22 protein-coding genes and 1 pseudogene are annotated in these 24,483 nt (G+C 39.7%); 10 read left to right on the top strand and 13 right to left on the bottom strand.

Going from position 1 to position 24,483, the window contains the following annotated elements:
• Positions 1 to 112: 112 nt before the first annotated feature.
• Entirely contained in the window at positions 113 to 1,840 is a 1,728-nt protein-coding gene (locus tag NTX86_06435; protein MCX5922933.1) for a hypothetical protein, read from the bottom strand.
• A 223-nt stretch (positions 1,841 to 2,063) separates the two neighbouring features.
• Here NTX86_06435 and NTX86_06430 point away from each other — a divergent pair, with 223 nt between their 5' ends.
• Genes NTX86_06430 through NTX86_06420 form a run of 3 tightly spaced genes read left to right on the top strand, consistent with a single transcriptional unit; the run spans position 2,064 to position 5,203 of the window.
• Positions 2,064 to 2,957, top strand: coding sequence for a hypothetical protein (locus tag NTX86_06430; GenBank protein MCX5922932.1), 894 nt, complete (start codon positions 2,064 to 2,066; stop codon positions 2,955 to 2,957).
• A gap of 18 nt (positions 2,958 to 2,975) precedes the next feature.
• A complete protein-coding gene (locus tag NTX86_06425; GenBank protein ID MCX5922931.1) occupies positions 2,976 to 4,274 on the top strand; it encodes a hypothetical protein in 1,299 nt (432 codons plus the stop codon).
• Between the two features lie 23 nt (positions 4,275 to 4,297).
• Positions 4,298 to 5,203, top strand: coding sequence for a hypothetical protein (locus NTX86_06420; protein MCX5922930.1), 906 nt, complete (start codon positions 4,298 to 4,300; stop codon positions 5,201 to 5,203).
• A gap of 3 nt (positions 5,204 to 5,206) precedes the next feature.
• On the opposite strand, the gene NTX86_06415 is transcribed toward NTX86_06420, so the two are convergent.
• Genes NTX86_06415 through NTX86_06395 form a run of 5 tightly spaced genes read right to left on the bottom strand, consistent with a single transcriptional unit; the run spans position 5,207 to position 8,546 of the window.
• Entirely contained in the window at positions 5,207 to 5,980 is a 774-nt protein-coding gene (locus tag NTX86_06415) for an ATP-binding cassette domain-containing protein (protein MCX5922929.1), read from the bottom strand.
• Between the two features lie 15 nt (positions 5,981 to 5,995).
• Entirely contained in the window at positions 5,996 to 6,775 is a 780-nt protein-coding gene (locus NTX86_06410) for an ABC transporter permease (protein ID MCX5922928.1), read from the bottom strand.
• Between the two features lie 45 nt (positions 6,776 to 6,820).
• Positions 6,821 to 7,117, bottom strand: coding sequence for a preprotein translocase subunit SecG (secG, locus tag NTX86_06405; GenBank protein ID MCX5922927.1), 297 nt, complete (start codon positions 7,115 to 7,117; stop codon positions 6,821 to 6,823).
• Positions 7,118 to 7,154: 37 nt separating this feature from the next.
• The gene (gene tpiA / locus NTX86_06400; protein ID MCX5922926.1) at positions 7,155 to 7,919 is read right to left on the bottom strand and encodes a triose-phosphate isomerase; all 765 of its coding nucleotides are present in this window, start codon (positions 7,917 to 7,919) and stop codon (positions 7,155 to 7,157) included.
• Between the two features lie 9 nt (positions 7,920 to 7,928).
• Entirely contained in the window at positions 7,929 to 8,546 is a 618-nt protein-coding gene (locus NTX86_06395; protein ID MCX5922925.1) for a LysE family transporter, read from the bottom strand.
• Positions 8,547 to 8,823: 277 nt separating this feature from the next.
• On the opposite strand from NTX86_06395, the gene NTX86_06390 reads away from it, so the two are divergent.
• Positions 8,824 to 9,207: a DUF302 domain-containing protein gene (locus NTX86_06390; protein ID MCX5922924.1), complete on the top strand. Its 384-nt coding sequence runs from the start codon at positions 8,824 to 8,826 to the stop codon at positions 9,205 to 9,207.
• Here the strand turns inward: NTX86_06390 and NTX86_06385 are convergent.
• Positions 9,204 to 11,288 (bottom strand): annotated as a pseudogene (locus NTX86_06385) (AAA family ATPase). The gene NTX86_06390 and the pseudogene NTX86_06385 sit on opposite strands and share 4 nt — an antisense overlap.
• A 32-nt stretch (positions 11,289 to 11,320) precedes the next feature.
• Positions 11,321 to 12,583 (bottom strand): GIY-YIG nuclease family protein, encoded by a 1,263-nt coding sequence (locus tag NTX86_06380; protein MCX5922923.1) that lies wholly within the window; start codon positions 12,581 to 12,583, stop codon positions 11,321 to 11,323.
• Between the two features lie 142 nt (positions 12,584 to 12,725).
• Here NTX86_06380 and NTX86_06375 point away from each other — a divergent pair, with 142 nt between their 5' ends.
• From NTX86_06375 to NTX86_06365, 3 genes are all read left to right on the top strand, one after another.
• Positions 12,726 to 13,784: an ankyrin repeat domain-containing protein gene (locus tag NTX86_06375; GenBank protein MCX5922922.1), complete on the top strand. Its 1,059-nt coding sequence runs from the start codon at positions 12,726 to 12,728 to the stop codon at positions 13,782 to 13,784.
• 64 nt (positions 13,785 to 13,848) lie between these two features.
• The gene (locus tag NTX86_06370; GenBank protein MCX5922921.1) at positions 13,849 to 14,682 is read left to right on the top strand and encodes an ankyrin repeat domain-containing protein; all 834 of its coding nucleotides are present in this window, start codon (positions 13,849 to 13,851) and stop codon (positions 14,680 to 14,682) included.
• 164 nt (positions 14,683 to 14,846) lie between these two features.
• On the top strand, positions 14,847 to 15,221 hold the full coding sequence (locus NTX86_06365; GenBank protein ID MCX5922920.1) for an ankyrin repeat domain-containing protein: 375 nt from the start codon (positions 14,847 to 14,849) through the stop codon (positions 15,219 to 15,221).
• A gap of 93 nt (positions 15,222 to 15,314) precedes the next feature.
• Here NTX86_06365 and NTX86_06360 read toward each other — a convergent pair whose 3' ends face one another.
• Positions 15,315 to 15,677 (bottom strand): hypothetical protein, encoded by a 363-nt coding sequence (locus NTX86_06360; protein MCX5922919.1) that lies wholly within the window; start codon positions 15,675 to 15,677, stop codon positions 15,315 to 15,317.
• Positions 15,678 to 15,873: 196 nt separating this feature from the next.
• Between NTX86_06360 and NTX86_06355 the strand changes: the two genes are divergently transcribed.
• Both NTX86_06355 and NTX86_06350 read left to right on the top strand, forming a co-directional pair.
• On the top strand, positions 15,874 to 17,073 hold the full coding sequence (locus tag NTX86_06355; protein MCX5922918.1) for a M23 family metallopeptidase: 1,200 nt from the start codon (positions 15,874 to 15,876) through the stop codon (positions 17,071 to 17,073).
• Positions 17,074 to 17,148: 75 nt separating this feature from the next.
• Positions 17,149 to 17,718 carry a hypothetical protein gene (locus NTX86_06350; protein MCX5922917.1) on the top strand — a complete coding sequence of 190 codons (570 nt, stop codon included), beginning with the start codon at positions 17,149 to 17,151 and terminating at the stop codon, positions 17,716 to 17,718.
• A 155-nt stretch (positions 17,719 to 17,873) separates the two neighbouring features.
• Here NTX86_06350 and NTX86_06345 read toward each other — a convergent pair whose 3' ends face one another.
• The 4 genes from NTX86_06345 to NTX86_06330 form a co-directional block, all read right to left on the bottom strand.
• Positions 17,874 to 18,290, bottom strand: a complete 417-nt coding sequence (locus NTX86_06345) for a bis(5'-nucleosyl)-tetraphosphatase (GenBank protein ID MCX5922916.1) — start codon at positions 18,288 to 18,290, stop codon at positions 17,874 to 17,876.
• Between the two features lie 18 nt (positions 18,291 to 18,308).
• Positions 18,309 to 19,874, bottom strand: coding sequence for a murein biosynthesis integral membrane protein MurJ (gene murJ / locus NTX86_06340; GenBank protein MCX5922915.1), 1,566 nt, complete (start codon positions 19,872 to 19,874; stop codon positions 18,309 to 18,311).
• 99 nt (positions 19,875 to 19,973) lie between these two features.
• On the bottom strand, positions 19,974 to 21,104 hold the full coding sequence (locus NTX86_06335; GenBank protein ID MCX5922914.1) for a hypothetical protein: 1,131 nt from the start codon (positions 21,102 to 21,104) through the stop codon (positions 19,974 to 19,976).
• 69 nt (positions 21,105 to 21,173) lie between these two features.
• Positions 21,174 to 21,842: an ABC transporter ATP-binding protein gene (locus NTX86_06330; GenBank protein MCX5922913.1), complete on the bottom strand. Its 669-nt coding sequence runs from the start codon at positions 21,840 to 21,842 to the stop codon at positions 21,174 to 21,176.
• A gap of 266 nt (positions 21,843 to 22,108) precedes the next feature.
• On the opposite strand from NTX86_06330, the gene lon reads away from it, so the two are divergent.
• The gene (gene lon / locus NTX86_06325; GenBank protein ID MCX5922912.1) at positions 22,109 to 24,475 is read left to right on the top strand and encodes an endopeptidase La; all 2,367 of its coding nucleotides are present in this window, start codon (positions 22,109 to 22,111) and stop codon (positions 24,473 to 24,475) included.
• The last annotated feature ends 8 nt before the right edge of the window (positions 24,476 to 24,483 follow it).

Here is a 24,483-nt window from a genome sequence, read left to right as displayed (position 1 = left end):
TTAAAGTTGGTAAACACAGAATTTATAAAATTTCGTAATATCGTAGAAAAGATAGTGGCGAGGTACTGCAAGATACCTCGCCATTTTTATGTACGTCATATAATTAAAAAACTCACTCTTTTCTCTTATCTTCAATCCATTGCTTAATTGTATCAATAATCATGCGTTGACTGTCTATCATATTTTGCTTGGATAAACCACTGAGCAGGGCGGTTTGGTCTTTTGTGTATTCGAGATTTAAGGTGGCAGTAAAATCTGCGGTTTTTGGATCCCAACCATTGCTGTAGCTATCATTTTTGATGAGCGGCATGTAAATTATAATAGGAGCAGTAGGATTTGATGCGTCACGATGGACTGAGCATACCTGGTTAACTTTGCTATAATCAATAGTAGGGAATCTCAAACCATTACGTTGAGCGTAGGCATCAGCTTCGCGTAAATCATCTTCGATAGTTCCGCCGGAATAATCACACAGAATAATTATATCGACGGCTCGTTCGCTGCGCAGCAGTGGTGGTAGCGCAATACTAAAGTCGATGCCAGCATCAACCAGAGTTATTGTATCCGCTTCGTTGTTAAGTGCTGTTGCCATGCCGTAGGCCCAGTTGAACACTTGTGCTGGCGAGATGCGAGTGTCGAGTAGGGACCGTGTAAGATCTTGAGCGCAACGTTCTTTGTGTTTGGTGAGTTCTAAATAAATTTGCGCTAGTGCAGGAGCGCCGGATGCGGCAATGTGTCCAAATTGTGATTCTAAATAACTGGCGCCGATAGTGCCTAATTCTGGTTCGATAACAAGATTGAAAAATTCTTTTGCACTCATTGATATGGCAGATCCCCAAATGCCCATGCCATAACCCATTGCTTGCGGTGGCGCAAAATCGGTTGAAGTTCCGTTGTTAAACTTTCTGCCAAATGCCCATGTGGGAATAAATGAGCGCAAGTCAACGCTACCAATTTCGTAAGGAGTGAATTCTACCCAGATATATTGACCAGCTTTTTCGCCCATAATAGCAGTATGAATGGGGAGTGGGATCTGCGCTGAGGTGGTAAGGCTAGCATATGAAGTTAAGTCGATTGCTGATTCATCGCTATTGCCAAGATTTTTCAAAAATTTATGGGCAAGAAGACCACCATAAATATCGATAAGTGACACTGGTTGGCCATAGCTACATTTTTCTATAATTTCAAACACGATTTCTTGAACGTCGACATCAGTAATGAGCGACTTGTTAATTTGATTGGAAAGATGTTCCAAATAGTTGGTGGGCGACATGCGAGACTGGTTTAATCCAGCAAGAGCCCATGATGACCCAGAAAGACTTGCTGTGTAGGTGCAGGCATCGAGTAGGTTGAGGGGGTGTGGTTCTAGGATGTCATTGTTTGGAGTGATCGTGGCAGGCTGGTTCCAGCCAAACCATTGTGCAAAATAAAGAGTGATATAGGCGATGAATTGCTTTATGCCCATAAAATCTAATAATGAGCGTGCTGGTTGCCTTTTTACTTGTAACTCAGCACCCTGGAGCAAACCAAGGGTGGAGATCGCAGCCCTGAGGCCGCCACCACTTGAGCAAAATGCAATGCGCGGGACTTCATTGTCCTTAAGTTCTGAGCCCACTATGGCCTCTATGGCAGCCTTTACTCCTGGTAATCTTTGATTGAGGTAGTACAGTTCTTGTTTACATAAGCCTGTGCCGATTCGTACCGCTGCTTGGCGTTCATTGTAGGGAATTCCGCTGGCCATCTGTGTTGGCGGTATAGTTTGGATTGAAAGCGTTGCTGACAATAATGCCACAATGAGTACACACGCAAAAGTTGACTGTTTAACGCCTTTAATCATCATATTCTCCTTTAAAATTCAATGAGGGGGCCTTTTTAAGCACATTAAATTAAAGGTAGGCCTTAAGTCAACATTCCTGTTTTCTAGGTTCCAGGGGATTATTTTATTGAAAAATGGCCTAAATAAGGCATTTTTGTTGATTTTATTGTTTTTACCTATATAATTATTACTAAATGAATTAATTATTCGGTGATATTAGATAAGTAAATACCAATAAGGGGGGATAATGAAGTACATATACGCTATAGGTTTGGCGGTCACCCTAAGCATCTTGGCAGGATTTATGTTTATCTTTCCTGCTCTTGATACCAAACAACAGTTATCTCTCTATCAAGCTCCTTTTGAAAAGCAATGTAAAGAGTTCCACCGCGCACTTGTTGAGGATAAAAAATGGGGCGCTGTTACTCAAAAATACCTTGCGCAATTTGAGCAAGAAGAAGGGATTCTTATGGATGAATTATTTAACGTTACAGGACTTACTCCTGCTCAGTGGGAACAGTGTAAAGTAATGTGTCAGGAGCCTTTTAATCAACAAGAGGCATTGCTTGCACAGCGACCTACACCTGAAGATTCTATTAAAGAAGAGCTTCAAGGTGAAGATGCTTTGATATCAGAACAAAGCCAATCAACAGTACAAACTCTTTTGGAAAAATTTAATCTATGCCCGCATGTTTCAATACTTGTGCATGATAATGCATTATCGCCAGTGAGTGCTACCCTGCGCCATATTTCGATTAACCCAATGGAGATTGATCAAAATAGTTTAGAAGCCATCACCTGTCATGAAATTCAACACATTTTGCATAATGATTGTTATATCAGGTCAGTAGTAGCCAATCTTAACAGCTTGGGCATGCAATGTTCAATAGACGAGGCTTGGTTGAATTCGTTTATGAGTCGCTTATGTAAATTTCAAGAAACACGTGCAGATATTTTAGCAAGTTTAGTGCATCCTCAGTATGCGTTAGATATATCGAATGATCTTCTTGCATCAATGGATGAGTATCATGATTTTGTTAATCAAGTTAATAGTATGCATCCATCACATGCAGAGCGTGATGCTTATTTAAAGGTAGTGCATCAAGAAATAGTTCAATCAATGGGTGTTATAATTTCTTAAAAATGATTTGGAGGTTTTATGTTTAAACAAATAAAGTATGTAGTTCTATTTTCGCTGACATGTTCAATCCTGCCAATGCAGGGTATGTCATCACGATTTTTAGGGCAATTGGCAAGCAGATTAGCTGCGGCCAGTATAGTGCGGCCGTTGTCACATTCGTTGACGCAATCTGCAAAATGTATGCCCACCTTGGCGATAGCCACCAAGACTTTGCCATCGTTCAGGCCAGGACGCTTTACCTCTTCGATCCCTCAGATAAATCAAGTTGCGTGTGTAAATCAAAATGTTTCGAATGTGATTCATGCATTACAAGACCAACGAAAAAATCAAGATAAAGATCAAAAGCAAAAGCGATATTTCAATCCTTATCTTGCAATGGCCCTTGGCGCGTTAGGCACTATAGCAACTGCTTCAGTTGCTCACTGTGAAGACAAAGAAGAACAAGAATCTGTTAAGTTGTATGAATTGCCTTTTGAGCAAGCGCGAAATCAATGTTCTGAAGATCTTGGAAAGACTCTTTGGGGTGAAGTTGCAAAAGAACGTATTGAGCGGCTCAAAAAAGAAGAACAATCATTAATGGATGAGTTATTTAAGAATACGAGAATTACTCCTGCTGAATGGTCGCGGTATGAAGAAGATTGTTGCGGAATTGTTGAAAGGGGAGAATTGAAATCCAGAGAATGTAAAGATGAAGAAAATATGAGCGAACAGGATTTGTTGGTGTGGAAAAAGCGCGTATCAAGTATTCAAAAACTTTTAATGGATTGTAATATTAGCCCTGATGAAATCAAAATAGTACCAGAAGAGAATGATGGTTCACCAATGGTTGCACACTCGGCAAACAAAACAATATTTATTGATCCTGTGATGATGCACACTGATTTTAATATTGCTCATTCATTTGAGGCTGCAGCCTGTCATGAAATTCAGCATCTTTTGCATGATGATACTATAAAGAAAGTAATTCTTTTAGCACTGCTGGAGACTCACAATATTGATAGAGTATATGGAGAGTTATTCAGCAACCGATTAAGTAGATTTCAAGAAAAACGTGCAGATATTTTGGCTGGGTTATTAGATCCGAAGTACGCCAAATCTTTATCAGATATGTTCTCTCAAAGAGATCAACGGAATAAATCTGAGTTCGTAGCCAAGTTATCGTGGCTCCAATGGACTCTATATCAAACGGGCGTTAGTCGGATTCCATCAAGAAAGAGCGATAATACCCATCCATTAGATTCAGAGCGTGCTCAGTATCTTAAAAAATTGCATCAAGAAATGGTTGCAGCGATAGAAAAAAATAAATCAAAGAAATAACCTAATGGAAAATTGGAAGTCTTATGGCTAAAAAAATAATTTTTCCCCTATTGTATATATCTTTTGCTTCGTCTGTTCATGGCATGAGCTTTAAATCTATAGCTCAACAGACCCTTGCTACGCAAGCAGCAAAAAGGGTTCAATTGATGCGGCAGTTTTCAAACGCTCCTCAGGGGAACTATAAGGCTCCCTTTGAACAAGAACGTAAGAATTTTTGTGCAATGTTAACAACCAAAAAACCATGGGCTCTGGTAGCGCAAAAAAATATTACTGAGCTTGCACATAAAGAGCGCGAACTTATGAGTGTCTTATTAAAGATTAATGGCGCTTCTGTTAGTGATTTTGATCGTCTTAAGAGTATTAATCAGCGCAATTTTAGATGCATGGAACAGAAGGGAGTGCTAGAGTCGAATGCTCTCTATACTAACTTGATATGGAAGGCCGGCGTAGACAGAGTGAGAACTCTTTTAGAGAATTATGGCATACATCCTCTTGCTGTTGGCATGCAACAGATTGACAAGGCAACTCATCTGAAGGTGTGTGTTGGGCAGACTGTTTTTGCTATAAATGAGAAATTTATCAAGGAGCATTTGCACGACCGAAATATGTTTAACGCTTTTGTGCATCACGAAATACAGCATTTATTGCACAATGATTGTTATACAAAAGTTTTGTTGCGATCGATGTTGACTTACACGGTTAAAGATCCGAAGAGATCTGAGTCGTACATAGCCGAATTTGCACGATTTCAAGAAGAACGTGCTGATAAGTTGGCAGCGCTCAATAGTCCTAGAACTGCATTGGCATTGGTTCAATTTTTCTCATCTCAAAAAGATAATCCACATGACATGCATCACCCACTTATATCAAAACGCGCTGAATATGTGCATAAGCTTTATCATGAAATGCTTGCGACAATAAAAAAATAAAAATTAGAACTTATCTTTTCCGTGCGGAATTTCTGTTTGAATAGGGCCAACAGCGAGTCCTCTAATGAATTGGTAGATGTATGGATTTTCTGATTCCCAAACGGTTTTTGCATCGCCAAAAAATTTAATAGTTCCTTCGTGAAGCAGAGCAACGTAATCTGCGTATTTAAAAATTTCAATATCGTGGGAAATAATTACTGAAGTGATATTGAGCTTGTGTTGCATATCATTCATGAGTTCATGAATAACTCGTGAGGTGATCGGGTCAAGGCCTGTTGTTGGTTCATCGTATAAAATTATTTTTGGATTGGTGACCAAGGTGCGGGCAAGACCAACACGCTTTCTCATACCACCAGAGAGTTCTGATGGGTATTTCGTGAGTGTGTCTTCTTCTAAATGGACAAGCCCCAATTTTTCTCTGACGATGGGCATGACATCATCTGGATTCACGCCATTTTCCAGAAGCGTAATGCCGACGTTTTCAAAGACGTTTAATGAATCCAGAAGTGCAGCAAATTGGAATACATACCCAAATTGTGCAAATTGCTTGGACATTTCTTTTTCGGATAGTTTTGTGATATCGACGCCATCGATGAGAATTTCACCACTGGTTGGTTTAAGAAGGCCAATAACTTGCTTGAGCAGTACTGATTTGCCTTCACCAGAACGGCCAACAATAATGGTCATCTTTCCCTCTGGAATCTCTAGATTGACCCCGTTGGTAACCCATTTGGTGCCGAACTGTTTTTTTAAATCGATGATTTTAATGCTTGGCATTATATACCCATGGTCCTAGAGATGTTCTAACATTTTGGTCAGGAAGTAATTTGAAATCAAAATTAAAATAGAACTGGTCACAACGCTTTGAGTGGTTGCTATGCCAACGCCGCGTGCGCCACCCTCGGTATGGTATCCTTTATAGGATCCAACCCATGAAAGAATAAAGCCAAAGGCCGCTGCTTTTGTCAGGCCACCGGTGATGTCTTCGTATGTAACATAGTTTTTTATGCTGGTCATGTAATCCTCGGGACTTAAGCCAAGGACATGCACACATACAACATAGCCGCCACCAATACCAAAGATCATCGCAAAGGTAGTCAGGAAGGGTAAAATAATAGTGCCACCCAATATGCGCGGCACTACTAAATATTGAAAGCTGTTGATACGGAGTGTTGTTAGAGCATCGAGTTGTTCGGTAATACGCATGGTGCCAATTTCTGCAGCGATGGCAGATCCAGCACGGCCAGCAACCATGAGGCCGGTGAGCACAGGTCCAAGTTCTCGAATCATACCTAGAGCAACGACCGATCCAATAAATTGTTCGCCGCCGACACGTTGAAATCCAATATAACTTTGCAAGGCAAATACCATGCCTGCAAATGATCCGGTAAGAACAATAATCATAAATGAATCCACGCCAATACTGTTCATTTGAAAGAACAGCTTTGACATTTTGAGCCGTGTGGTAAAGAGTGTTTTGATTGCTTTGGCTAGGAATATGACAAAGCTTCCTAAGTCATCGCAAAGATTCAAAACCATTTGCCCTAGGGCATTTACAAATTCTATAACCACAAGGCTCCTCTTTTTTATGCGTTCATTTTATGTTTGGCTAGGAGGTTACTCTATAGGTTCTGTCGGTTGAACAGGAGCGCTTTGGGTTTTGTAAGAAGGCATAGCGCTTTTTTTTGATGAAGACATAATAGTAAGCATTAATGAACCCGCCATGAATAAGGCTATCATAACCCAGGTTACTTGTTGAAAGAGATCTTGTCCGCCTGAACCGCCAAACAGCATTTGTGCACTGCCACCAAGTCCGCCAAGGCCCATACTGCTTTTACTTTTTTGTAACAAAATCACCAAGATCAACAGGATGCATAAAAATATAAATAAACTTACTAATAATCCGTATAACATGTTTGTTCTCCGTAATGTAGACTTATAGACTAATTTTCTAGTGCGTTAAGCCTACTATGTTTTTAAATTTTTGGAAATCTAGACTTGCGTTGCCGATTAAAAAGCCGCCAAGACCTTTAACCTGAGCCAGTTGAGGTGCAGTTTTTTCATCAACACTGCCGCCGTACAGCAGGCAGAACTCAATTTTTTCGTTGACTTGCGTCTGCAAATAATTGGTAAGCCATTTGAAAGTTTTTTCTAATGATGCAGAATCGGGAGTTTTGCCGGTGCCGATTGCCCAAACTGGTTCGTATGCTATGGTCAGAACTCCAGGAAGCTGTTCTGCATTGTTGAGCACTTCAATAATAGGAAGTAGCTGTGATTCTAAAATTTCCTGTGTTTGTTGTAGGTCATGCTCTTCTGCTGTTTCGCCGATGCAAATGATGGGGAAAATCATATTGGCAAGCAATTGTGCAACCTTGCGGGCTACTACTTCATTTGATTCATTATGATGTGTGCGACGTTCGCTATGGCCGACAATGCAATAGTCACAGAATATATCGGATAGCGCGAGCGCTGAAACATCACCGGTGTAAGCACCGCTTTCATGTTCGGAGCAATTTTGGGCGCCGACACCAATGGGCGAATCTTCCAAGATTTCTACAACCGGGGCAATGTGAAGAAATGTAGGGCAGATGGCTATTGCTCCTGCAAGATCTTTGTTCTGTTCGACAAATTCTTTGCAGGCAACAGTAAAGTCGACAGCTTGGTCCACAAGCATATTCATTTTCCAGTTAGCAACATACAAAAGTTGTTTTTTCATAAAGAGTCCTTAAGCGATAAGAAGGCTGAACAAGCTGAGTACACCAAAACCAGCAATAATACCACCAGAAGCTTGATTAATCAGGTGGAGTACGCGGGGTGTTATGTGAGTACGAAATTTTACAAGAATACTGGTCAATATAATGTTCCATGTCATAGCGCCGATAAAAATACCACCAACTAATGAAAGAGCGCTTGTGTAATTGACCTGCTCGGTACCAACACCAAGGCTGGCAAAAATTGCAGTGAACGAAAGAATGGTTATTGGATTGCTGATGGTTAAAAAGAATGTGCCGATGATGATATTAAGCAATCTGTGTCCATGAACGGTTATTGATGCCGGTTTGGTGGTCTCAAAAAATATTTTTATACCAAACGCTAACAAAAATATACCACCAATGAATCGCAACATTGCTTGGTGTGCAAGTAAGAAGTCTGAGATGAACGTGAGACTAAATGCTGCAATGGTGCCATACATTGCGTCGCCTAGGGCTGCGCCAAGAGCGATTGCCAACCCGACACGTTGTCCATCAGACAGCGTACGTCTGATACACATAATAGCTATGGGACCAACGATTGCAGAAATAGTTAAGCCAATGCCAAGGCCCTTTAAAAACATGGTAAGCATACTGTCCCCTTTTTTTTGTTTTTGTTTCGATACCATCTAGTATAGCAGGACTCTTTTGAGAAAGTTAAATAAAGTGTGAAGATTTATGATAGTAAATTATACGTTTAATTTTCAGAGACCATATATAACAAGTGTGGTGCTCAAGGTCCATAATACATAGAGGTTTTAAAAAAATTCTTTTGCCGTCTTTGGTTATGGGAATCTTGTGTTAAGAATGGGCGCTATGATAATGTTGTTTTAGAAAAAAATAAATCATAATAATAAACGAGGAGATAGTATGTTGTTCACAATTGCTACCAATAAATCAATTAAGGATGTTGCGGTCGCTTTGCAAGCTGCTGTTCAAGCCAATGGTTTTGGTGTTATGCAAATACACAACCTTAAGGAATCAATGGAAAAAAAGGGTGTGGAATTTTCGCATGAATGTCTCATTTTTGAGATATGCCAGCCCAAACAAGCAAAAAAGGTTCTTGAACAAAACATGAGTCTATCTACCATGCTGCCGTGTCGCATTTCAGTCTATCAAGAAGGCTCCAAGACAGTTTTAGCGACGTTGAAACCTTCTGTACTTTTGGCAATGTTTAAGGATGCTCAGCTGCAAGGCGTAGCACAAGAGGTAGAGGATGCCATTATTAAAATTATGAAAGAATCTGTGGCTTAAGATTCGATCACAAACTTTTCTTGTTTAAAGTCAACCGCAATTGATTTTACCTCAGGTTTTTTGAGCAGATGCTGCGAAACCGGGATGGTTATATGCTGCTGAATCGCCCGCTTTAATGGTCGTGCGCCAAATTCTTCTGAGTAACCGATCTCTGCAATTTCTGTCAATGCCGCATCAGAGATTGTCAGGTGTACTTGTTTTTCTTGAAGTCGTTTAACCAACTCTTGCAACTGAATGCATACAATGTTTTTAATCACTGCTTTATCAAGACGATTAAAGTAAATTACTGCATCAATCCGATTTAAGAACTCTGGTCTGAATGTTTTGTGCAGCAGTTTGTCGATCGATGCTTTGATTGTTTCAGTGAGTTCTTTAGCTTGCAGAATAATGTCGGACCCAATATTAGAGGTCATAATAATGATGCAGTTTTTAAACGAAACCGTGCGGCCTTGACTGTCGGTCAGGTGGCCTTCGTCAAGAATCTGCAAGAAAATATTGAATACATCAGGATGCGCTTTTTCCACTTCATCAAACAATATAACGCTATATGGTTGTTTTCGCACAAGCTCGGTGAGTTGTCCACCTTCTTCGTAGCCAACATACCCAGGAGGAGCGCCAATCAAACGCGCGACGGCATGTTTTTCCATATACTCTGACATATCGATGCGAATTAATTTTTTGGGATCATTGAACAGAAAGTCTGCTAATGCTTTGGCGACTTCTGTTTTTCCAACACCGGTTGGTCCCAAAAATAAGAACGAACCAATTGGCCTATTGGGGTCAGTCAAGCCCGCACGATGCATTTGAATCGCGTGCGAAATGCTTGCTACTGCTTGATCTTGGCCAACAACACGTTCTTTTAAAATGGCTTCCATGCCTAGTAATTTTTCTGCTTCGCTCGTTTGTAATTTCTCTAAAGGAATTTTGGTCCAGCGCGAAAGCACGGCTGCAATGTCCTGTTCATCAACTTCTTGCTTGATGAGCTTTGATTTCATGGAAGAAAGCTTTTCTTGTTCTTTGGCGAGTTCTTGTTCGAGCTTTGCAATTTTGCCATATTTAATTTCGGATGCTTTTGCGTAATCGCCTTCTCGTTCAGCTTGTTGGAAGCGATAGTTTGCTTGTTCGATATCTTCTTTAATTTTATTCATACGTTCGAGTGGCGCTTTTTCTGCTTTCCATTGATTGAGTAAGGTCGCATGTTCTTTTTTAAAATTAGCTAAGTCCAGGTCAAGATCCTTGAGTCGTTTTTTTGCAACGTCATCTTTTTCTTTGGCAAGTGCAACTTTTTCAATCTCAAGCTGTCTGATTTGTCGATCAAGCTTATCGATTGTTTCAGGGTGTGAATCAATGGCCATTTTTACCATTGCTGCCGCTTCATCGACTAAATCAATTGCTTTGTCGGTCAGAAAACGATCGGGGATGTTCTTGCTTGCAAGAATTACTGCGTCGACTAATGCTTGATCTTTAATGTGGATACCGTGGTGAAGTTCAAATTTTTCTTTCAACCCGCGTAGTATAGAAACCGCGTCTTCAATAGTTGGCTCTTCAACCAATACTTTTTGGAATCTGCGTTCAAGCGCCGCATCTTTTTCGATATATTTTTTATATTCTTTGGTGGTGGTAGCGCCAATGCAATGCAATGTCCCGCGAGCTAGTGCAGGTTTGAGTAAATTTGAAGCATCCATGCCGCCGCCGCTTGAACCAGCACCAACAAGCATGTGGAGTTCGTCAATGAATAAAATAATGCCGTCGCCATGTTCATCAATCGCTTTGAGGACCCCTTTGAGGCGCTCTTCAAACTCACCTTGATATTTCGCGCCGGCAATGAGTAGCCCCAAATCAAGTGCATACAATTGTTTATTTTTTAAACTTTCAGGAACATCGTTATTAATAATACGCTGTGCGATGCCTTCAACAATAGCTGTTTTGCCAACACCAGGTTCACCAATAAGTACTGGATTATTTTTAGTACGGCGGGATAGAATTTGCATAACGCGTCGAATTTCTTCGTGCCGGCCAATGACAGGGTCGAGCTTGCCATCTTTTGCTTGCTGCGTGACGTTAATACAAAATCTATCTAAGGGGTTTTGTTGTGGTTGCTCTTTGTTTGGTGTCATAGCGTTTGTCCTTTTTTTCGTTTAAGGCGGTGATGACTTACGGCAAAATGATGTGCATAATCACGCAATGCTATTAATAATTTACCTGTATCTTCTTTGATGTCTAGTACTACGCCATGGGGAAGTTTGTCGCTAAACACTGTTTCTTCTCGTTTGGCTAAACTTACCATTTCAACCTGGGGAAGTACTGCGCGTGCGGCACTGAGTTGGCCCTTGCCGCCGTCGATGACTACCAGGTCAGGTAATTCTAATGGGTCTTTGTAGCGTCGCGCAACAATTTCTTGTAATGCAGCGTAATCATTTTGCTGTGTTAATGTTTTGATATTAAAATGTCTGAAATTATTTTTGTCTGGCTTGCCTCGAGTGAATCTCACGCAGGAACCAACAATATAGCTGCTTTGAAAATGCGATATATCAAAGCAATCAATGCGCATCGGTGGTTTATCAAGATGCAATAATGTTTTGAGTTGAAGAGCAATCGCGTCGTAATTCTGCTCCAGTCGTTTGACTGGTGTGGTGGCAGCAAAAGCTTCGTTTTCAAACTTTGATTCAGAAAATTTTATCTTTAAGGTATGAAATATCGTGTCGATGTTTTCTAAGTATTCGGCTAAGTGTCGAGATTTTTCAAAAGCGAGCTGCACATTATACTCACCAATCTTCTCTTTAATTCTTTTCAAAAAAGATGCAGGTGTATTTTTGAGTGCATCGATGGCCAGTTGAATTTTGAAATTATATTCGGTTGGGTCAAAATCAGATTTACAGCTGCCGGCACAGATACCAATATGGTAATCCAAGCAGCCGTGTTCTATGGTTTTATTGCATAAAAACAAGCGGAAAGTTTTGACCAAGTAGTCATGGGCTTTGCGGGCGGGGGTTTTATGGATAAATGGCCCAAAATAGGTCCCCCTTTCCCTCTTATTACGGACAATTTTGATCTCTACGGGGTCGCCCTGCGTGAATAAGATATAGAGGAATGGTTGACCGCTTTTGAGTAAAACGTTGAATTTGGGTTTATGTTGGCCTACAAGCTGGGCTTCCAGGAGTAGGGCTGCAGTCTCATTTTGGGTCAAAATGTAGTCGATATCGGCGTGTTCTGCCAGCAGGGCGTTGACTTTCCAGTCCTTGTTCTGCTTTGAGAAGTAGGAAAGAACCCTTTTGTGAATGTCTTTTGCTTTACCAATGTAGATTACCTGGTCGTTGCTATCTTTGAACAGGTAAATTCCCGGCGCCTTGGGTAAGGCTTTTTTAGGAGTGTTCATACCTATAAGTATAGAATGTTTCTGGGGGAGAGGCAAGTGTTAGGAGTTTGATTTTTTTCAATTTGACAATTATTTACTATAATGGTATAGTTGTAATCTTAATGCATTAAATTAATTAAATACTATTAATGGATGGGTTTTTATGAAAAAAACACAAGGAATTTTAGGATTTTTAGCAGGAACTTTATTTTTTTATGGCTATATTGAGGCAATGGGTGGCGGAGAGAAAGAAGAAGTAGGAGAGCAGCGTCAAGAAATTCAAAATCTTGTCAATCAGCATGGGCTTAATGGAGCCTTAAGATATGTTTCTCGTGAGGGCGATATAGAAAAAGTGAGAATGCTTATAGCAGACAAAGCTGATGTTAGTTGTCCCAATAGGCATAAAATAACGGCGTTGATGAACGCATCCTTAGCAGGACATATGCCAGTGGTTACTGAGCTTATTAGTAGAGGAGCTTCAATTCATTCCAGGGATAATAAAGGGTATTGTGCGGTGAATCTTGCAGCTCTTGGTGGCCATGAAGAGCCATTGAACTTTTTGATTGGGAAAAATGCCGATATAGAGTCATTGACTGATGGCGGTATGTCCCCATTGCAAAGCGCTACTCTTGAGGGACATTCTTTAGCGGCTCAAAGACTAATCGCTGCGGGTGCCAATGTTAATAGTAGGCACCATCGAGATCCTGGCTCCAATTCTTGCTCTCATGATTATCAGTGCTCCATATTATGGAATGCTTTGCTCTACAATCAACTTGAAATTGCACAGCAACTTATTTCTGCGGGTGCTTTGATTGATGCAGAAGCATTACTTGAATATCCTGATAAATTTGAACCTCTCATCGAAGAATATTTTGCTCAACAGCAAGAAGCTCTAGAACAAGCATTATTTGATGATCGTTGCGATGGGGAGAAGAATAATATAGGTAGTATATTGCCCTCTCATGGTCGCCACAAACAAGGCTTGAGTGAAATTTTTATGCATTATTCTAGGGATTTTTTAAATAATCCAAGGGAGTTAGTGAGCGTTCTTAATGAATATCAGGCCGATAAAAGAACGGTGTTTCTTCAAAATTTAAACATAAATAGAGCTCCTCTTTCGAGTTTGCGATCTTTTCGTTCTAGTTCAGATAAAAAAAGAAAAAAACCAGAAGATCGCAATGACGATGATATAGACTCTGAAGATGAAGAAAAAAAAGACTAAAAAAATAAAACAGAGTAACATTACGGCGATAATTGATTAACTCAACATTTTCAAAGGAGTTTTCATGATATACCGTAACGTTTCTCCTCTACTGTTTTTATTACTGCTCTGTGGTGAATCGGTACTAGTTTTTGCAGGCAACACGAAGAGTAAAAGTCAGATCAAACAAATGAAGCCTAAAAAAAAAGAACTTAATGATCTGCTTGCAAAAGCTGCAGAACAGGGTGATCTTGCAGCCCTTAAAGATGCTATTGAGCATCATGCCGACATTAATACCAAGGTTAAGTTTTATGATTTATGTGAGAATTGGACACCTCTTATGCTGGCCACACTTGGAGGTCATTCTGCGTGCGTTAAGCATTTACTTGAAAAAAAGGCTGATATTGGACTTCAATCATGTCATGTGTCTGCACTAACCTTGGCAGCGCGTGTAGGGGACGCAGAGTGCTTGACACTATTACTTACCAAGTCTCATAGTCCTGCGGAGCTCAATAATTCATTAAGTGCCGCTGTATGCGCAGGACAATCAGAAAGCACTAAAATATTATTAGGCGCGCATGCTGACATTAATGGTAGAGCTAAAGATGGAGAAACAATCTTTAGTAACACTATAAAAAGTGGCAAAATTCCTGTGGTTAAATTATTGCTTGAAGCTGGAGTGGATATTCCTTATTCTGTCTTTTTATCGTGTACAATGCATGATGATTCTTTTAGTGACGAAGATCAGCAATCTTTTAAAAAGCTTTTATGTGATCTTAAGGGCGAAGTTGCTGGGCACGCAAATATATCTACCGATCAAGTTACCTATCAGCAACTAAAAAGCTATCAGAAAATAAAAAATGGCTTGTTTTTGAGGCAATTTGAGAAGCAGAAGTCTGAAGAAGAAAAAATAGACTAATGAATGCCCCGGGGACATTCGTAGCCCTTAAATAGGGCTACTTTATTGATTTTCCAGGTTAAAGTAGGTTATTACAAAATATTGACAAATATAAAATATAGTATAGAATGTATAGTATAAACAGATGAACTATAATACTAATCATTAATCAATTTGGAGGTTTTATGAAATTATATACCTATACAGTAGCCCTATTGCTCGGGACCCTTTGTGTACCTGGTTTGATACAGGGCATGCAGTTCAAAAATACATTAATTGATATTGCAAGTGAAGAGAGAGGCTCAACGGGAATTGTAACAAAAATAAGAAACATTAACGCGTGTCTTGCCAATGGTGAAGATATAAATAATGTCACCCCTGCTGGGTATACGCCACTTATGGCCGCTACTTTTTGGAGAAATCATCAAGTTATGCAGTTATTAATTGAACGTGGGGCAAGTCTTACGTTAAAAAATAATATGGGTGAAACAGCGCTTGATATTGCAAAAAATAAAAACGATAGAGTTGCTCTTGCTATGTTTGAAAAATACAGAGATTAAGAGATCGACTAGACTATAATTATTAAAAATAGAGCCGGACAGGAAAATTTTCTTGTCCGGCTCTATTTTTAATCTTTATTTTACAATGCTCTGTTATTGTGGGGTGAGTACTATGTTTGGTTTGTTACTTAACCCACCATGATGTATAGCTGAAGTCGGGCGCACTGGTTGCGGCAGCGGTAAAGGTTTTTGCGCGGGCTCAAGTTTCTGTTGGAAGAGGTCTTCTAGCTTTTCGAGCTCTTCTAATTCTTCAGCCCAGCCCAATCTGATAAGTTCTGCCTTGAGTTCATTAATTTGTTTTTGTATCTCATTTTTATATTTGAATGCATTTTTGACTATTAATTGCGCTATGCTCTTTAAGGCCTGGTTGTATTGCGTGGGACTTAATGCGCTGATAGTTTTTTGTGTTAAAAGCATAGAGAGCATGATGGCAAGAGCGTATAAATGATGCTTCATATCGTATGTTCCTTGAGTTATCAAGTTTTGTGATTGAATGATATTTATTTGGTTTTATTGATTTTTTTTAAAAGCGTCAAACAAATCTTTAGAAAATCATGATTTTTTTATGTACGTTGTCAGAAAAAGTAGTATAATTTTTCATTGATTTGAAACTAGTTTTTTAAAATAAATTGATAACGTGAATAGGCGCCTTATGTTCTTTAAACTCAAAAATGCTGTTTTGGTACTTGTAGTCTGTATAACAGGTTGGATTTCCCTATCTGCTTATAATTATTTTTTTGATACACGTATTCCTGAGGTTGTATTAAGCGGTTTGAATGATGACGATTATTATTCTGGTGATGCACAGTGTGGCGTTGCAAGTAATAAGCGTGGGGAGATTTCAGTATGGCTTGATGAAAAGCCTCTCATTAACCGTTTTAGAGTGAGCAGCGTTAATCAAGAACAACCATTTACTATTCCTACCAAAACAATTTCTAATGGTAAGCACACCTTAAAAGTTGAGTTTGTTGATAAGACGTATCGCAAAAATAAGGTGGTATTAGATCGAGCATTTAATGTTGATAACACCCCGTTGCAAGCAGCATTTGTTAGGGCTGATTCAGAGTACAAGGTATTTCAAGGCAGAACATTGCATGTGCAATTTCAGGTGAACAAAGAAATTAAAAAGGCGCATATTGCAACACTTTCTAATACCTATCCATGTTTTCCGGAATCAAAAGGTTCTTCAATTTATGAATCCTATATTCCCATCACCTGCGAAGAAAATCCAAGCGAATATCTTTTTACCGCTTGTATTACCGATCATGTAGGCAATGCATTGAACTTGGAAAACAAATTCCAAGTGGTGATGTATCCATTTAAAAAGCAAATCATTGAGATTAGCCCAGAAAAAATTCAACAAGAGCGTCAAGAAGCGACTGACAGCAATGCAAAATTTGATGAAATTCTTGAGACGCTTGCTCAACAATCTCCACAAGAGAAGCTGTGGAAGGGTGCTTTTTGTAATCCCATCGACATAGCAAAGGTAACCTGTGAATTTGGCACCGTGCGTACAACGCAACACAAGGGCCGCTATGCACACAAGGCACTTGACCTGATCAATAAGCCTAAGAGTGTAGTATGGTCTTCGCAGGATGGCGTTGTGGCACTCAAGGACCGTTACGAAGCAAGTGGCAATACGGTGATTGTTGACCATGGCTTTGGTGTGCTTTCTATGTATTATCACCTAGAAAATTTTGCTAATATTAAAGTAGGCGACAAAATTGCCAAAGGTAACCCTGTCGGCACCATTGGGAAAACAGGTTATGCGACGGGCTATCACCTTCACTGGGAAATGCGCGTCAATAATGTTCCTGTTGATCCTGCACAGTGGACTCATCAAACTTTCTAAATTCTAGCAAATGTGCCTTGTTTATTTGTTATGATGTTCTAAATCTTGGAACATCATAAATATGGAGAGCAAGGTATGTATTTTTTACCACGCAGCAATGCATTCTATTCGTGGGCAACTGCAATCAAACCATTTCATTTTTATGCCATCACCGCCGGGACTTTAGGGCTCGTGGCGGCGACCTGGTTTTTATGTTTTTATTTGCCAATTGGTGGGATTATTAATCAAGAAATAATGGTGGTCAAGCAGTTACAAATGCAGTGTTCTCAGCTTGAGCTCATGCAAACCACCTGCAACGATTTGGCTACTTTGGTGGGCAAAAAACAAGCACTTCTTGATCCGCTTTTGCAATCAAATGAACCCCAAGAGATATTGCACGACGCCATGATGTTTTTAATCGGACATGCTAAATTATGTGGGCTTACTATGCGATCCTGTACCATTGACGATCAATTAGATAAACATTGGTATATACACAACAATGTAAGCATTGATGTGAGGGGTTCCTTTGCTGCTTGCATGAATTTTTTTGATGGGTTGTATCAATCAGATAGTTTTATTGCGGCACAACAAACTCATCTCACGCGTGTTACCAATGATGTATTTAATCTTAAATTAGTGCTGAATATAATTGCTTTAAAATAAAACCCCTTCAACTTCGTTAAAAGCTGAAGGGTTAGGGGGGTGAACAATATTTTTAACGTATTGTTCATTTTAGGGACACTTTAAAGCATCTTTTTTTAAGATTCAAAAAAAACTAACAGCCCCTGGTTGGATTGTCAAGAAAAAAAGAGTTGGGGTCATTTTAAAAACTCATGTGCTTTTGTGAGTACATCCTTAGCGTTTTGATAGGTTAGTTGTTCGAGCGCCGGCTCAAAAGGCAACCAAGTATAATCTTTATGTTCATGCGATAGGGTGATTTTCTCCTTGGTTGGTACTTGTCCAATAAAAAAGTGGACAGTTTTTTCCACTGGGTTACCACGAAAATCTTGAAAGGTGTAGGTGAGGGAGCTTTCAAAGCCCTTTTTGATATCGATGGTTGTCAGGCCCGTTTCTTCTTGCAGTTCGCGCAGTGCTGCTTGTATTTTAGTTTCACCTTGCTCTAGTTTTCCTTTGGCAAAATCCCAATGACCAGCGCCATATTGCAGTAAAAGATATTCTGTACTTTGATTATTTTCATAGTACACCACGATGCCTGCTGAAAGTTGTCTTTTCATAGATATCATCCTAAAACGTTAATCTAAAAAGTGTAGTTTAATGTTAAAAAGCCTGCGGGTACAAAAGATAGTTAATGCCGCTGCGCCACAGAGTGGCCCGACCCAGAACCAAAATCCTAGTCCATTAAGCATAAAAGATGCAAGAGTTATGGGTAATTTTGCGACAAGCACTAAGCAGAGACGATAGAGACCATAAGATGCTGTCAAAATAAGAGCGAGTTGTGCCGTGTAGCGAATAAAAAAATTGAGAAAATTTTTCAGATAAAAGCTGAATTTAAAGTAGTATCTCAAGAATACTACAAACAACAGTGTTTGTACCACGCCCATTGAAATCGTCGTTGCCAAAGCTAATCCGATTGATTGGAAATGGGTCATTAAAACATAATCGAGCGCGATATTAAGTAGTGTGGTAATGATAGAAATAATAGTTGGAATCCAGGTAACATGCAGCGCATAATAAAGACTGAGCAAGATTTTATTGAGTGAGAAGAAGAATAAACCGAGGGAAAAAGCAATTAAAAGAGTTTTTGCTTCATACACTTGTGCAAGGGAAAATTTCTTTGAAAGAAAAATCGTGAGGAATATTTTTTCGGCAAAAAATGACATGACAATGGTTGCAGGAACGGTAACCCAAAAAACAAACTTGGTTGTTTCCAGCAAATAGAAGCTTAAACGCTTTGGTGCATAAACGGCTACTCTTGAAAAATGGGGAAGCAGGATGGTAGAAAAAGCTACGGCAAAAACACCCAATGGAATATTCATAAAACGATTGGCGTAATTGAGTAATGATATTGTTCCTGCGGGTAAATATGAAGCAAAACGGGTGTCAATTAAAAGAGCAATCTCCATAGCACTTATAGTCAATACGCAGGGCAAAAATCTAAGAATGATTGCTTTAAACTGTTGCTTGGCCTCTTGATTTATAGGTCCAAAAGCAAAGTGTAACTTAATATAAGCAATTAAATGGAAGATAAATTGTACAAGCCCGCCAAATAAAATAAAAACACAAAAATATTCGACAGGTAGTGAGAAAAACATACAAATGAGCAGAGACCCAATAAAGACAATATTGAGGAGTATGGGAGCGAAAGCGGGTACAAAAAAATGGCCTACTGATTGCAAGGCGCTTGCAAGGAGTGCGCTACTCGAAAGAAAAAGAATAAAGGGCATTAAGATGCGTAAAAATGGCACGGTAGCAGTAATTTGTTCGGCTGGCCAACCGGGAACCATAAGTTCCAATATGGTCCGCGCATGCCACATAATCAAGGCGCATGCTACAAGTAGGAAAGATTCAAATACTAAAAATCCTAATGATATAAGGCTATTCGCTTGTTTTTTATCTTTGCGTACTATGCCGACTAGGGTTGGAATAAAGACAGCTGAAAGAGCTCCTTCGGCAAATATTTTACGCAACAAATTAGGAATTTTATAAGCGGTGAGAAAGCCATCTGAGATTGCGCCTGCTCCCAAATATCTGACCATGAGAACTTCGCGAATGATGCCAAAGAACCTGCTCAAAAGTGTTGAGCTGCCAACCTCGAATGTTTTTTTAAGGATGGATTTTTTATGTAATACGGTACTCATGAAACACCTTTATACGCTAAAATGGCCTTATAATAAGTTTATTTAGCTATGAGTATAAAATAAACGTAGTATAAGGCCATTTTTTTATGCAGGTAGGTGTTAGTTATTTTTTAAACCTAAATAGCCGGCCAAAAAGCCTAAGCCAGTTCCCGCTGCCCCTGTTAAGATATTGAGGCATTGGTGACAAAGTTTTTGTCTTTCCGCAGCATTAAATTTTTGTTCATTTACAAGCGCTTCATTTTCTTTTGTAGTAGCTAATTGTTTGTTTGTTTCTGCATCTTGGGCGTGCTTTATTGCCTCCATAGCATTTTTTATGGCTTCTTCGGCGCTTTTTTTTGCAAGTTCTTCTTGTTTTTTGCGCGCGTTATCAAGTGCTGCTATGAGAAAGGCGCTTACTTTTTCTTGGTGTGATGATGAACTAGGGGTTTCAGGGATCGAAAAAGAAGAAGATGAAGAAGAAGAAGAAGATGATGAACTAGAGGTTTCAGGGGCAGCAAAAGAAGAAGATGATGAGCTAGTGCCATATCTTAAGCTGTCTGGTGTATGGAAAGCGCTTTCTCGTGCCATACCACCACGTGAGCTTAAGCCAAACATGGTACGGGTTAGAGATGATCGCTTGTTATTGTTCAATTCAAGATTAAGTTCTCGAATGCTGCGATAAATATCTTTATATTCTTCTGGATTTAATTGTTTGAGGATTTCTTCTGCAGAATCTGTTGGTAGATCTATATCATGTGTTTTTTTTACCAGTTGAGTATAGGCATTTGCTACCATGTCAGGGGTTAATTTTTCTAGCTCCATTTCTGTATCTCCTCTTCTGTGACCAGGCTTTGAACTTTTATGTTCTGTGGCCGCTGGCAGAGGTCCTACGGTGCTCACTGGAGATTCTCTGTGAGCGTAATTTGGATTGGTTTCCAGTCCATGAGGATAATTGCGATCGATTAGGTCGCCCAAACTGTCCATTGACACTACGGATGCAGATGATCGCCTGTCATTGTTGCTTAGATGTCTAGGTACAATGCCTTGTGGGGATGATTCATCATCTTTTACTTCTATGCTTAAATATTGTTGTTCAAGGCGCCGGCGTAAAATAGCTTGGGGTGATGAGTCGGGACTTTCTTTTTTTTGTGTGGACTCTAGAGGATTAAGCTTGACAGGTGGCTTATCCATAGCTACTAGTGTGAAACATAGTTGGTTTGTAATACAAGTAAATAAAATAATTTTTTTCATGGGGACTCCTTTTTTGGTTATGTATAATTCAGGCAATTATAGAAAAAATAAAACAATGAGCGCAACGCTTTATTGTAATAGGCCATTTTCGAGATGCAATACGGTTGTCATGCGCTCAGCAACGTATGCATCATGTGAGCTGACAATAATACCCATCTGCCATTCTTCTTGGCATGCCACTAAAAGCTCAACAATCAGTTTACCTGTTTTGACATCAAGGTTGCCGGTTGGCTCATCGGCTAAGAGAAATTTTGGTTTGTTAAAAATAGCCCGTGCAATAGCAATGCGCTGTTGTTCTCCACCGGATAATGAGAATGGGCTGTGGGCAGCTTTATGGTGAAGGCCCATTTTTTTAAGAAGCGTATGCGCAGTATCTTTGGATTCTTCTTGGTAATTGCCAGCAATCATATCTTTGAGCATAACGTTTTCTATGACTGAAAGCTCGCGAATTAAATAGGGCAATTGAAACACGAGTCCGACGGATTTATTTAAAAATTCTTTTCGATGCGGTGTTGACAATCGTGCAACATCTTTTCCCTCAAAAAGCACGGTGCCATGGGTGGGTTTATCAAGTCCTGCGAGTAAATGCATGAGGGTTGATTTGCCAGAGCCAGAAGGGCCGGTTATGGCATAGGTGTGGTTGCGCTCAAAACTTGCGGTGATTTCCTTGAGGACTTCAATAGTGCTATCACCTTGTAAGAATGTTTTTTTCAGGTCTCTGGCGGCTAATGTAATCATAGGAACCTTTTTTAGTAATGGGTAGTGATATTGAGTATAGTACCACAGGTCGTTATACAGCAAAATTTTTTTATTCTTTATGCACACCTTCATCTATCGCTCATAATACTCGCTTGAAAAAAAGTGTTTTACCTCCATTCCTGCCAAATATTGTTTTTAGTTCTTTGTTTTGCCTAGACTTTTTATTAAAGGGGACAAAAAATACACCTGGTATCTGTGTCGCAGGGGATAGGTGACTACGAGTACCAAATAAGGGGGGAGTAAGAATGAAAACTGTATCAAATCATACTATTCAAGAGAGCTTGCCGGAGATACTCCCAGTTATACCAACGATGGATGTTGTGGTTTTCCCACACATGATCGTACCGTTGTTGGTTATGGACGAAAAAATTATTGCAGGGGTAAATCGTTCATTGCAAGAATCAAAAATGGTTTTGTTGCTTGCCGCTAAGAATAATAACTTGGATAATCACGGCGCCATCGGCACACAAGATTTATATCAAACGGGTACCATTGCTTCTATTATGCGTTTGATTAAGATACCAGATGGTGGCATAAAGATCCTTGTTCAGGGGATTTCTCGCGCAAATGTTAAAGAAGTAATTGCAGAAGAAAATATGTTGAGTGCCATGGTGGAGCGTATTGAATTTCAACCAAGTGATGCAACCGAGCTCTTGGCACAAGTTAAACACATTAAGCTTTTGACAGAAAAAATGGTTTCTTCAGGGCATTCGTTTAGCCCTGACTTCCATATTATTCTTTCTAAAATGCAGGATGCCGAGAAAATTGCAGATTTTATTCTGTCACATTTAAATTTGACCGTTGAACAAGCCCAAAAGCTGCTTGAATCTGCAACGCAAAAAGAATTTTTAGAAGGTATTTATTTTTTCCTGAGCAAAGAAATTGAAGTTGCTGAAATTCAAGAAAAGATCAGAAGCAATGCACGCGAATCGATGAACAAATCACAAAAAGAATACTATTTGCGCGAACAAATACGGGCTATTAAAAAAGAGCTTGGCGAAGAAGATGATGAAGAAATTGAAGTTATGCGTAATAAACTTGCCAAATTGGATGCAAGTGATGAAGTCAAGCTTGAAGTAAGTCGTCAAATTAATCGTCTTGAAAGAACAGCGCCAGATTCTCTTGAAGCAACGGTAACACGTAACTACTTGGAGTGGGTTTTTGCTTTACCCTGGGGCATTGAGACGGTAGATAATCTTGATATTAAGCATGCAAAAAAGATTCTTGATGAAGATCATTTTGGCTTAAAGAATGTTAAAGATCGAATTCTCGATTTTATTTCGGTACGCACACTCAAAAAGAATGGGCTTGCACCAATTCTTTGTTTGTACGGCCCTCCAGGAACAGGTAAAACTTCATTGGGTGAATCAATAGCAAAAAGCTTGAACAGAAAGTTTATTCGTATTTCACTTGGCGGTGTTAAAGATGAAGCCGAAATTAGAGGTCATCGTCGTACCTATGTTGGTGCCATGCCAGGTCGATTTATGCAAGCTATCAGAAAAGCTGGGTCATGTAATCCTGTGGTGATTATTGATGAGTTGGATAAAATCGGTGCAGATTTCCGTGGTGATCCATCGGCAGCAATGCTTGAGGTATTGGATCCACAACAAAATGATACGTTTTATGACAACTACTTAGGGCTTCCTTTTGATTTGTCCAAAGTATTGTTTATTGCGACAGCCAACAATATTGATGCAATATCTGAGCCATTACGTGACCGTATGGAAATCATAGAACTTTCAGGGTACACCCTCGATGAGAAAATGAGTATCGGTAGAAAGTATTTAATCAACAAAGCAGTTGATGAGTGTGGTCTTGAGGGTAAAGACTTTAAGCTCGAAGAACCGGTGCTTAAAGATATTATTACGAACTACACTCGTGAGTCAGGTGTGCGGCAATGTGAGCGTGTGATACGCAAGCTTTGTTCCAAGGCTGCACGTTCGCTCGTAGAGGATGATAAGCTCATTACGGTGGGTCTTGATAATCTTGATAAATATTTGGGACCGCGAAGATTCCTCGATGATGAAATGATGCAGGCAGACCAAGTTGGTATTGCCAATGGTCTTGCATGGACATCATATGGCGGGGAGCTTTTGAAGATAGAAACAATTTTAATGCCTGGCAAAGGGAAATTAACGTTGACCGGACAACTTGGCGATGTCATGAAGGAATCATGCCATGCAGCTTTAAGTTACGCCAGGGCCCATGCAAAAGAGTTTGGTATTAACGATAAACTCTTTACTAACTTTGATTTACATATTCATGTGCCAGCTGGGGCGATTCCAAAGGATGGTCCTTCGGCAGGAATAACGATGTTAACCGCAATTCTTTCTGCGTTAACACAACGACCAATCAATGGTAAATATGCCATGACCGGCGAGTTGAATTTGCGTGGTGAAGTGATGCCAATCGGTGGCGTTAAGGAAAAGATTTTAGCTGCCAAGCGAAATCATATTCCTCATGTTATTTTGCCACACAAAAATAGACATGATCTTATTGGCATTGAGGAAGTTGCGGAAGATATTTCCATTATGTGGGCTAATCATGCACGAGAAGTTATTGACCAGGTTTTGATGGCACAGGAAGTAGTAAGTAAAGTTCGTTATAGCTAATAGGTTGG

This window comes from Candidatus Dependentiae bacterium, from assembly GCA_026389015.1.
In the GTDB taxonomy this organism is placed as follows: Bacteria; Babelota; Babeliae; order Babelales; family Vermiphilaceae; genus JAPLIR01.
Note: the sequence above shows the minus strand (reverse complement) of the source record. Positions and strands in the feature narration are given on the sequence as shown.

Coding starts and splice junctions, on each gene's coding strand:
- NTX86_06395 (MCX5922925.1), bottom strand. CDS start 8,546: ATGCTTACCATGTTTTTAAAGGGCCTTGGCATTGGCTTAACTATTTCT.
- NTX86_06370 (MCX5922921.1), top strand. CDS start 13,849: ATGATATACCGTAACGTTTCTCCTCTACTGTTTTTATTACTGCTCTGT.
- NTX86_06380 (MCX5922923.1), bottom strand. CDS start 12,583: ATGAACACTCCTAAAAAAGCCTTACCCAAGGCGCCGGGAATTTACCTG.
- NTX86_06425 (MCX5922931.1), top strand. CDS start 2,976: ATGTTTAAACAAATAAAGTATGTAGTTCTATTTTCGCTGACATGTTCA.
- murJ (MCX5922915.1), bottom strand. CDS start 19,874: ATGAGTACCGTATTACATAAAAAATCCATCCTTAAAAAAACATTCGAG.
- NTX86_06435 (MCX5922933.1), bottom strand. CDS start 1,840: ATGATGATTAAAGGCGTTAAACAGTCAACTTTTGCGTGTGTACTCATT.
- NTX86_06390 (MCX5922924.1), top strand. CDS start 8,824: ATGTTGTTCACAATTGCTACCAATAAATCAATTAAGGATGTTGCGGTC.
- NTX86_06375 (MCX5922922.1), top strand. CDS start 12,726: ATGAAAAAAACACAAGGAATTTTAGGATTTTTAGCAGGAACTTTATTT.
- NTX86_06355 (MCX5922918.1), top strand. CDS start 15,874: ATGTTCTTTAAACTCAAAAATGCTGTTTTGGTACTTGTAGTCTGTATA.
- NTX86_06430 (MCX5922932.1), top strand. CDS start 2,064: ATGAAGTACATATACGCTATAGGTTTGGCGGTCACCCTAAGCATCTTG.
- NTX86_06330 (MCX5922913.1), bottom strand. CDS start 21,842: ATGATTACATTAGCCGCCAGAGACCTGAAAAAAACATTCTTACAAGGT.
- lon (MCX5922912.1), top strand. CDS start 22,109: ATGAAAACTGTATCAAATCATACTATTCAAGAGAGCTTGCCGGAGATA.
- NTX86_06345 (MCX5922916.1), bottom strand. CDS start 18,290: ATGAAAAGACAACTTTCAGCAGGCATCGTGGTGTACTATGAAAATAAT.
- NTX86_06350 (MCX5922917.1), top strand. CDS start 17,149: ATGTATTTTTTACCACGCAGCAATGCATTCTATTCGTGGGCAACTGCA.
- secG (MCX5922927.1), bottom strand. CDS start 7,117: ATGTTATACGGATTATTAGTAAGTTTATTTATATTTTTATGCATCCTG.
- NTX86_06415 (MCX5922929.1), bottom strand. CDS start 5,980: ATGCCAAGCATTAAAATCATCGATTTAAAAAAACAGTTCGGCACCAAA.
- tpiA (MCX5922926.1), bottom strand. CDS start 7,919: ATGAAAAAACAACTTTTGTATGTTGCTAACTGGAAAATGAATATGCTT.
- NTX86_06420 (MCX5922930.1), top strand. CDS start 4,298: ATGGCTAAAAAAATAATTTTTCCCCTATTGTATATATCTTTTGCTTCG.
- NTX86_06365 (MCX5922920.1), top strand. CDS start 14,847: ATGAAATTATATACCTATACAGTAGCCCTATTGCTCGGGACCCTTTGT.
- NTX86_06335 (MCX5922914.1), bottom strand. CDS start 21,104: ATGAAAAAAATTATTTTATTTACTTGTATTACAAACCAACTATGTTTC.
- NTX86_06360 (MCX5922919.1), bottom strand. CDS start 15,677: ATGAAGCATCATTTATACGCTCTTGCCATCATGCTCTCTATGCTTTTA.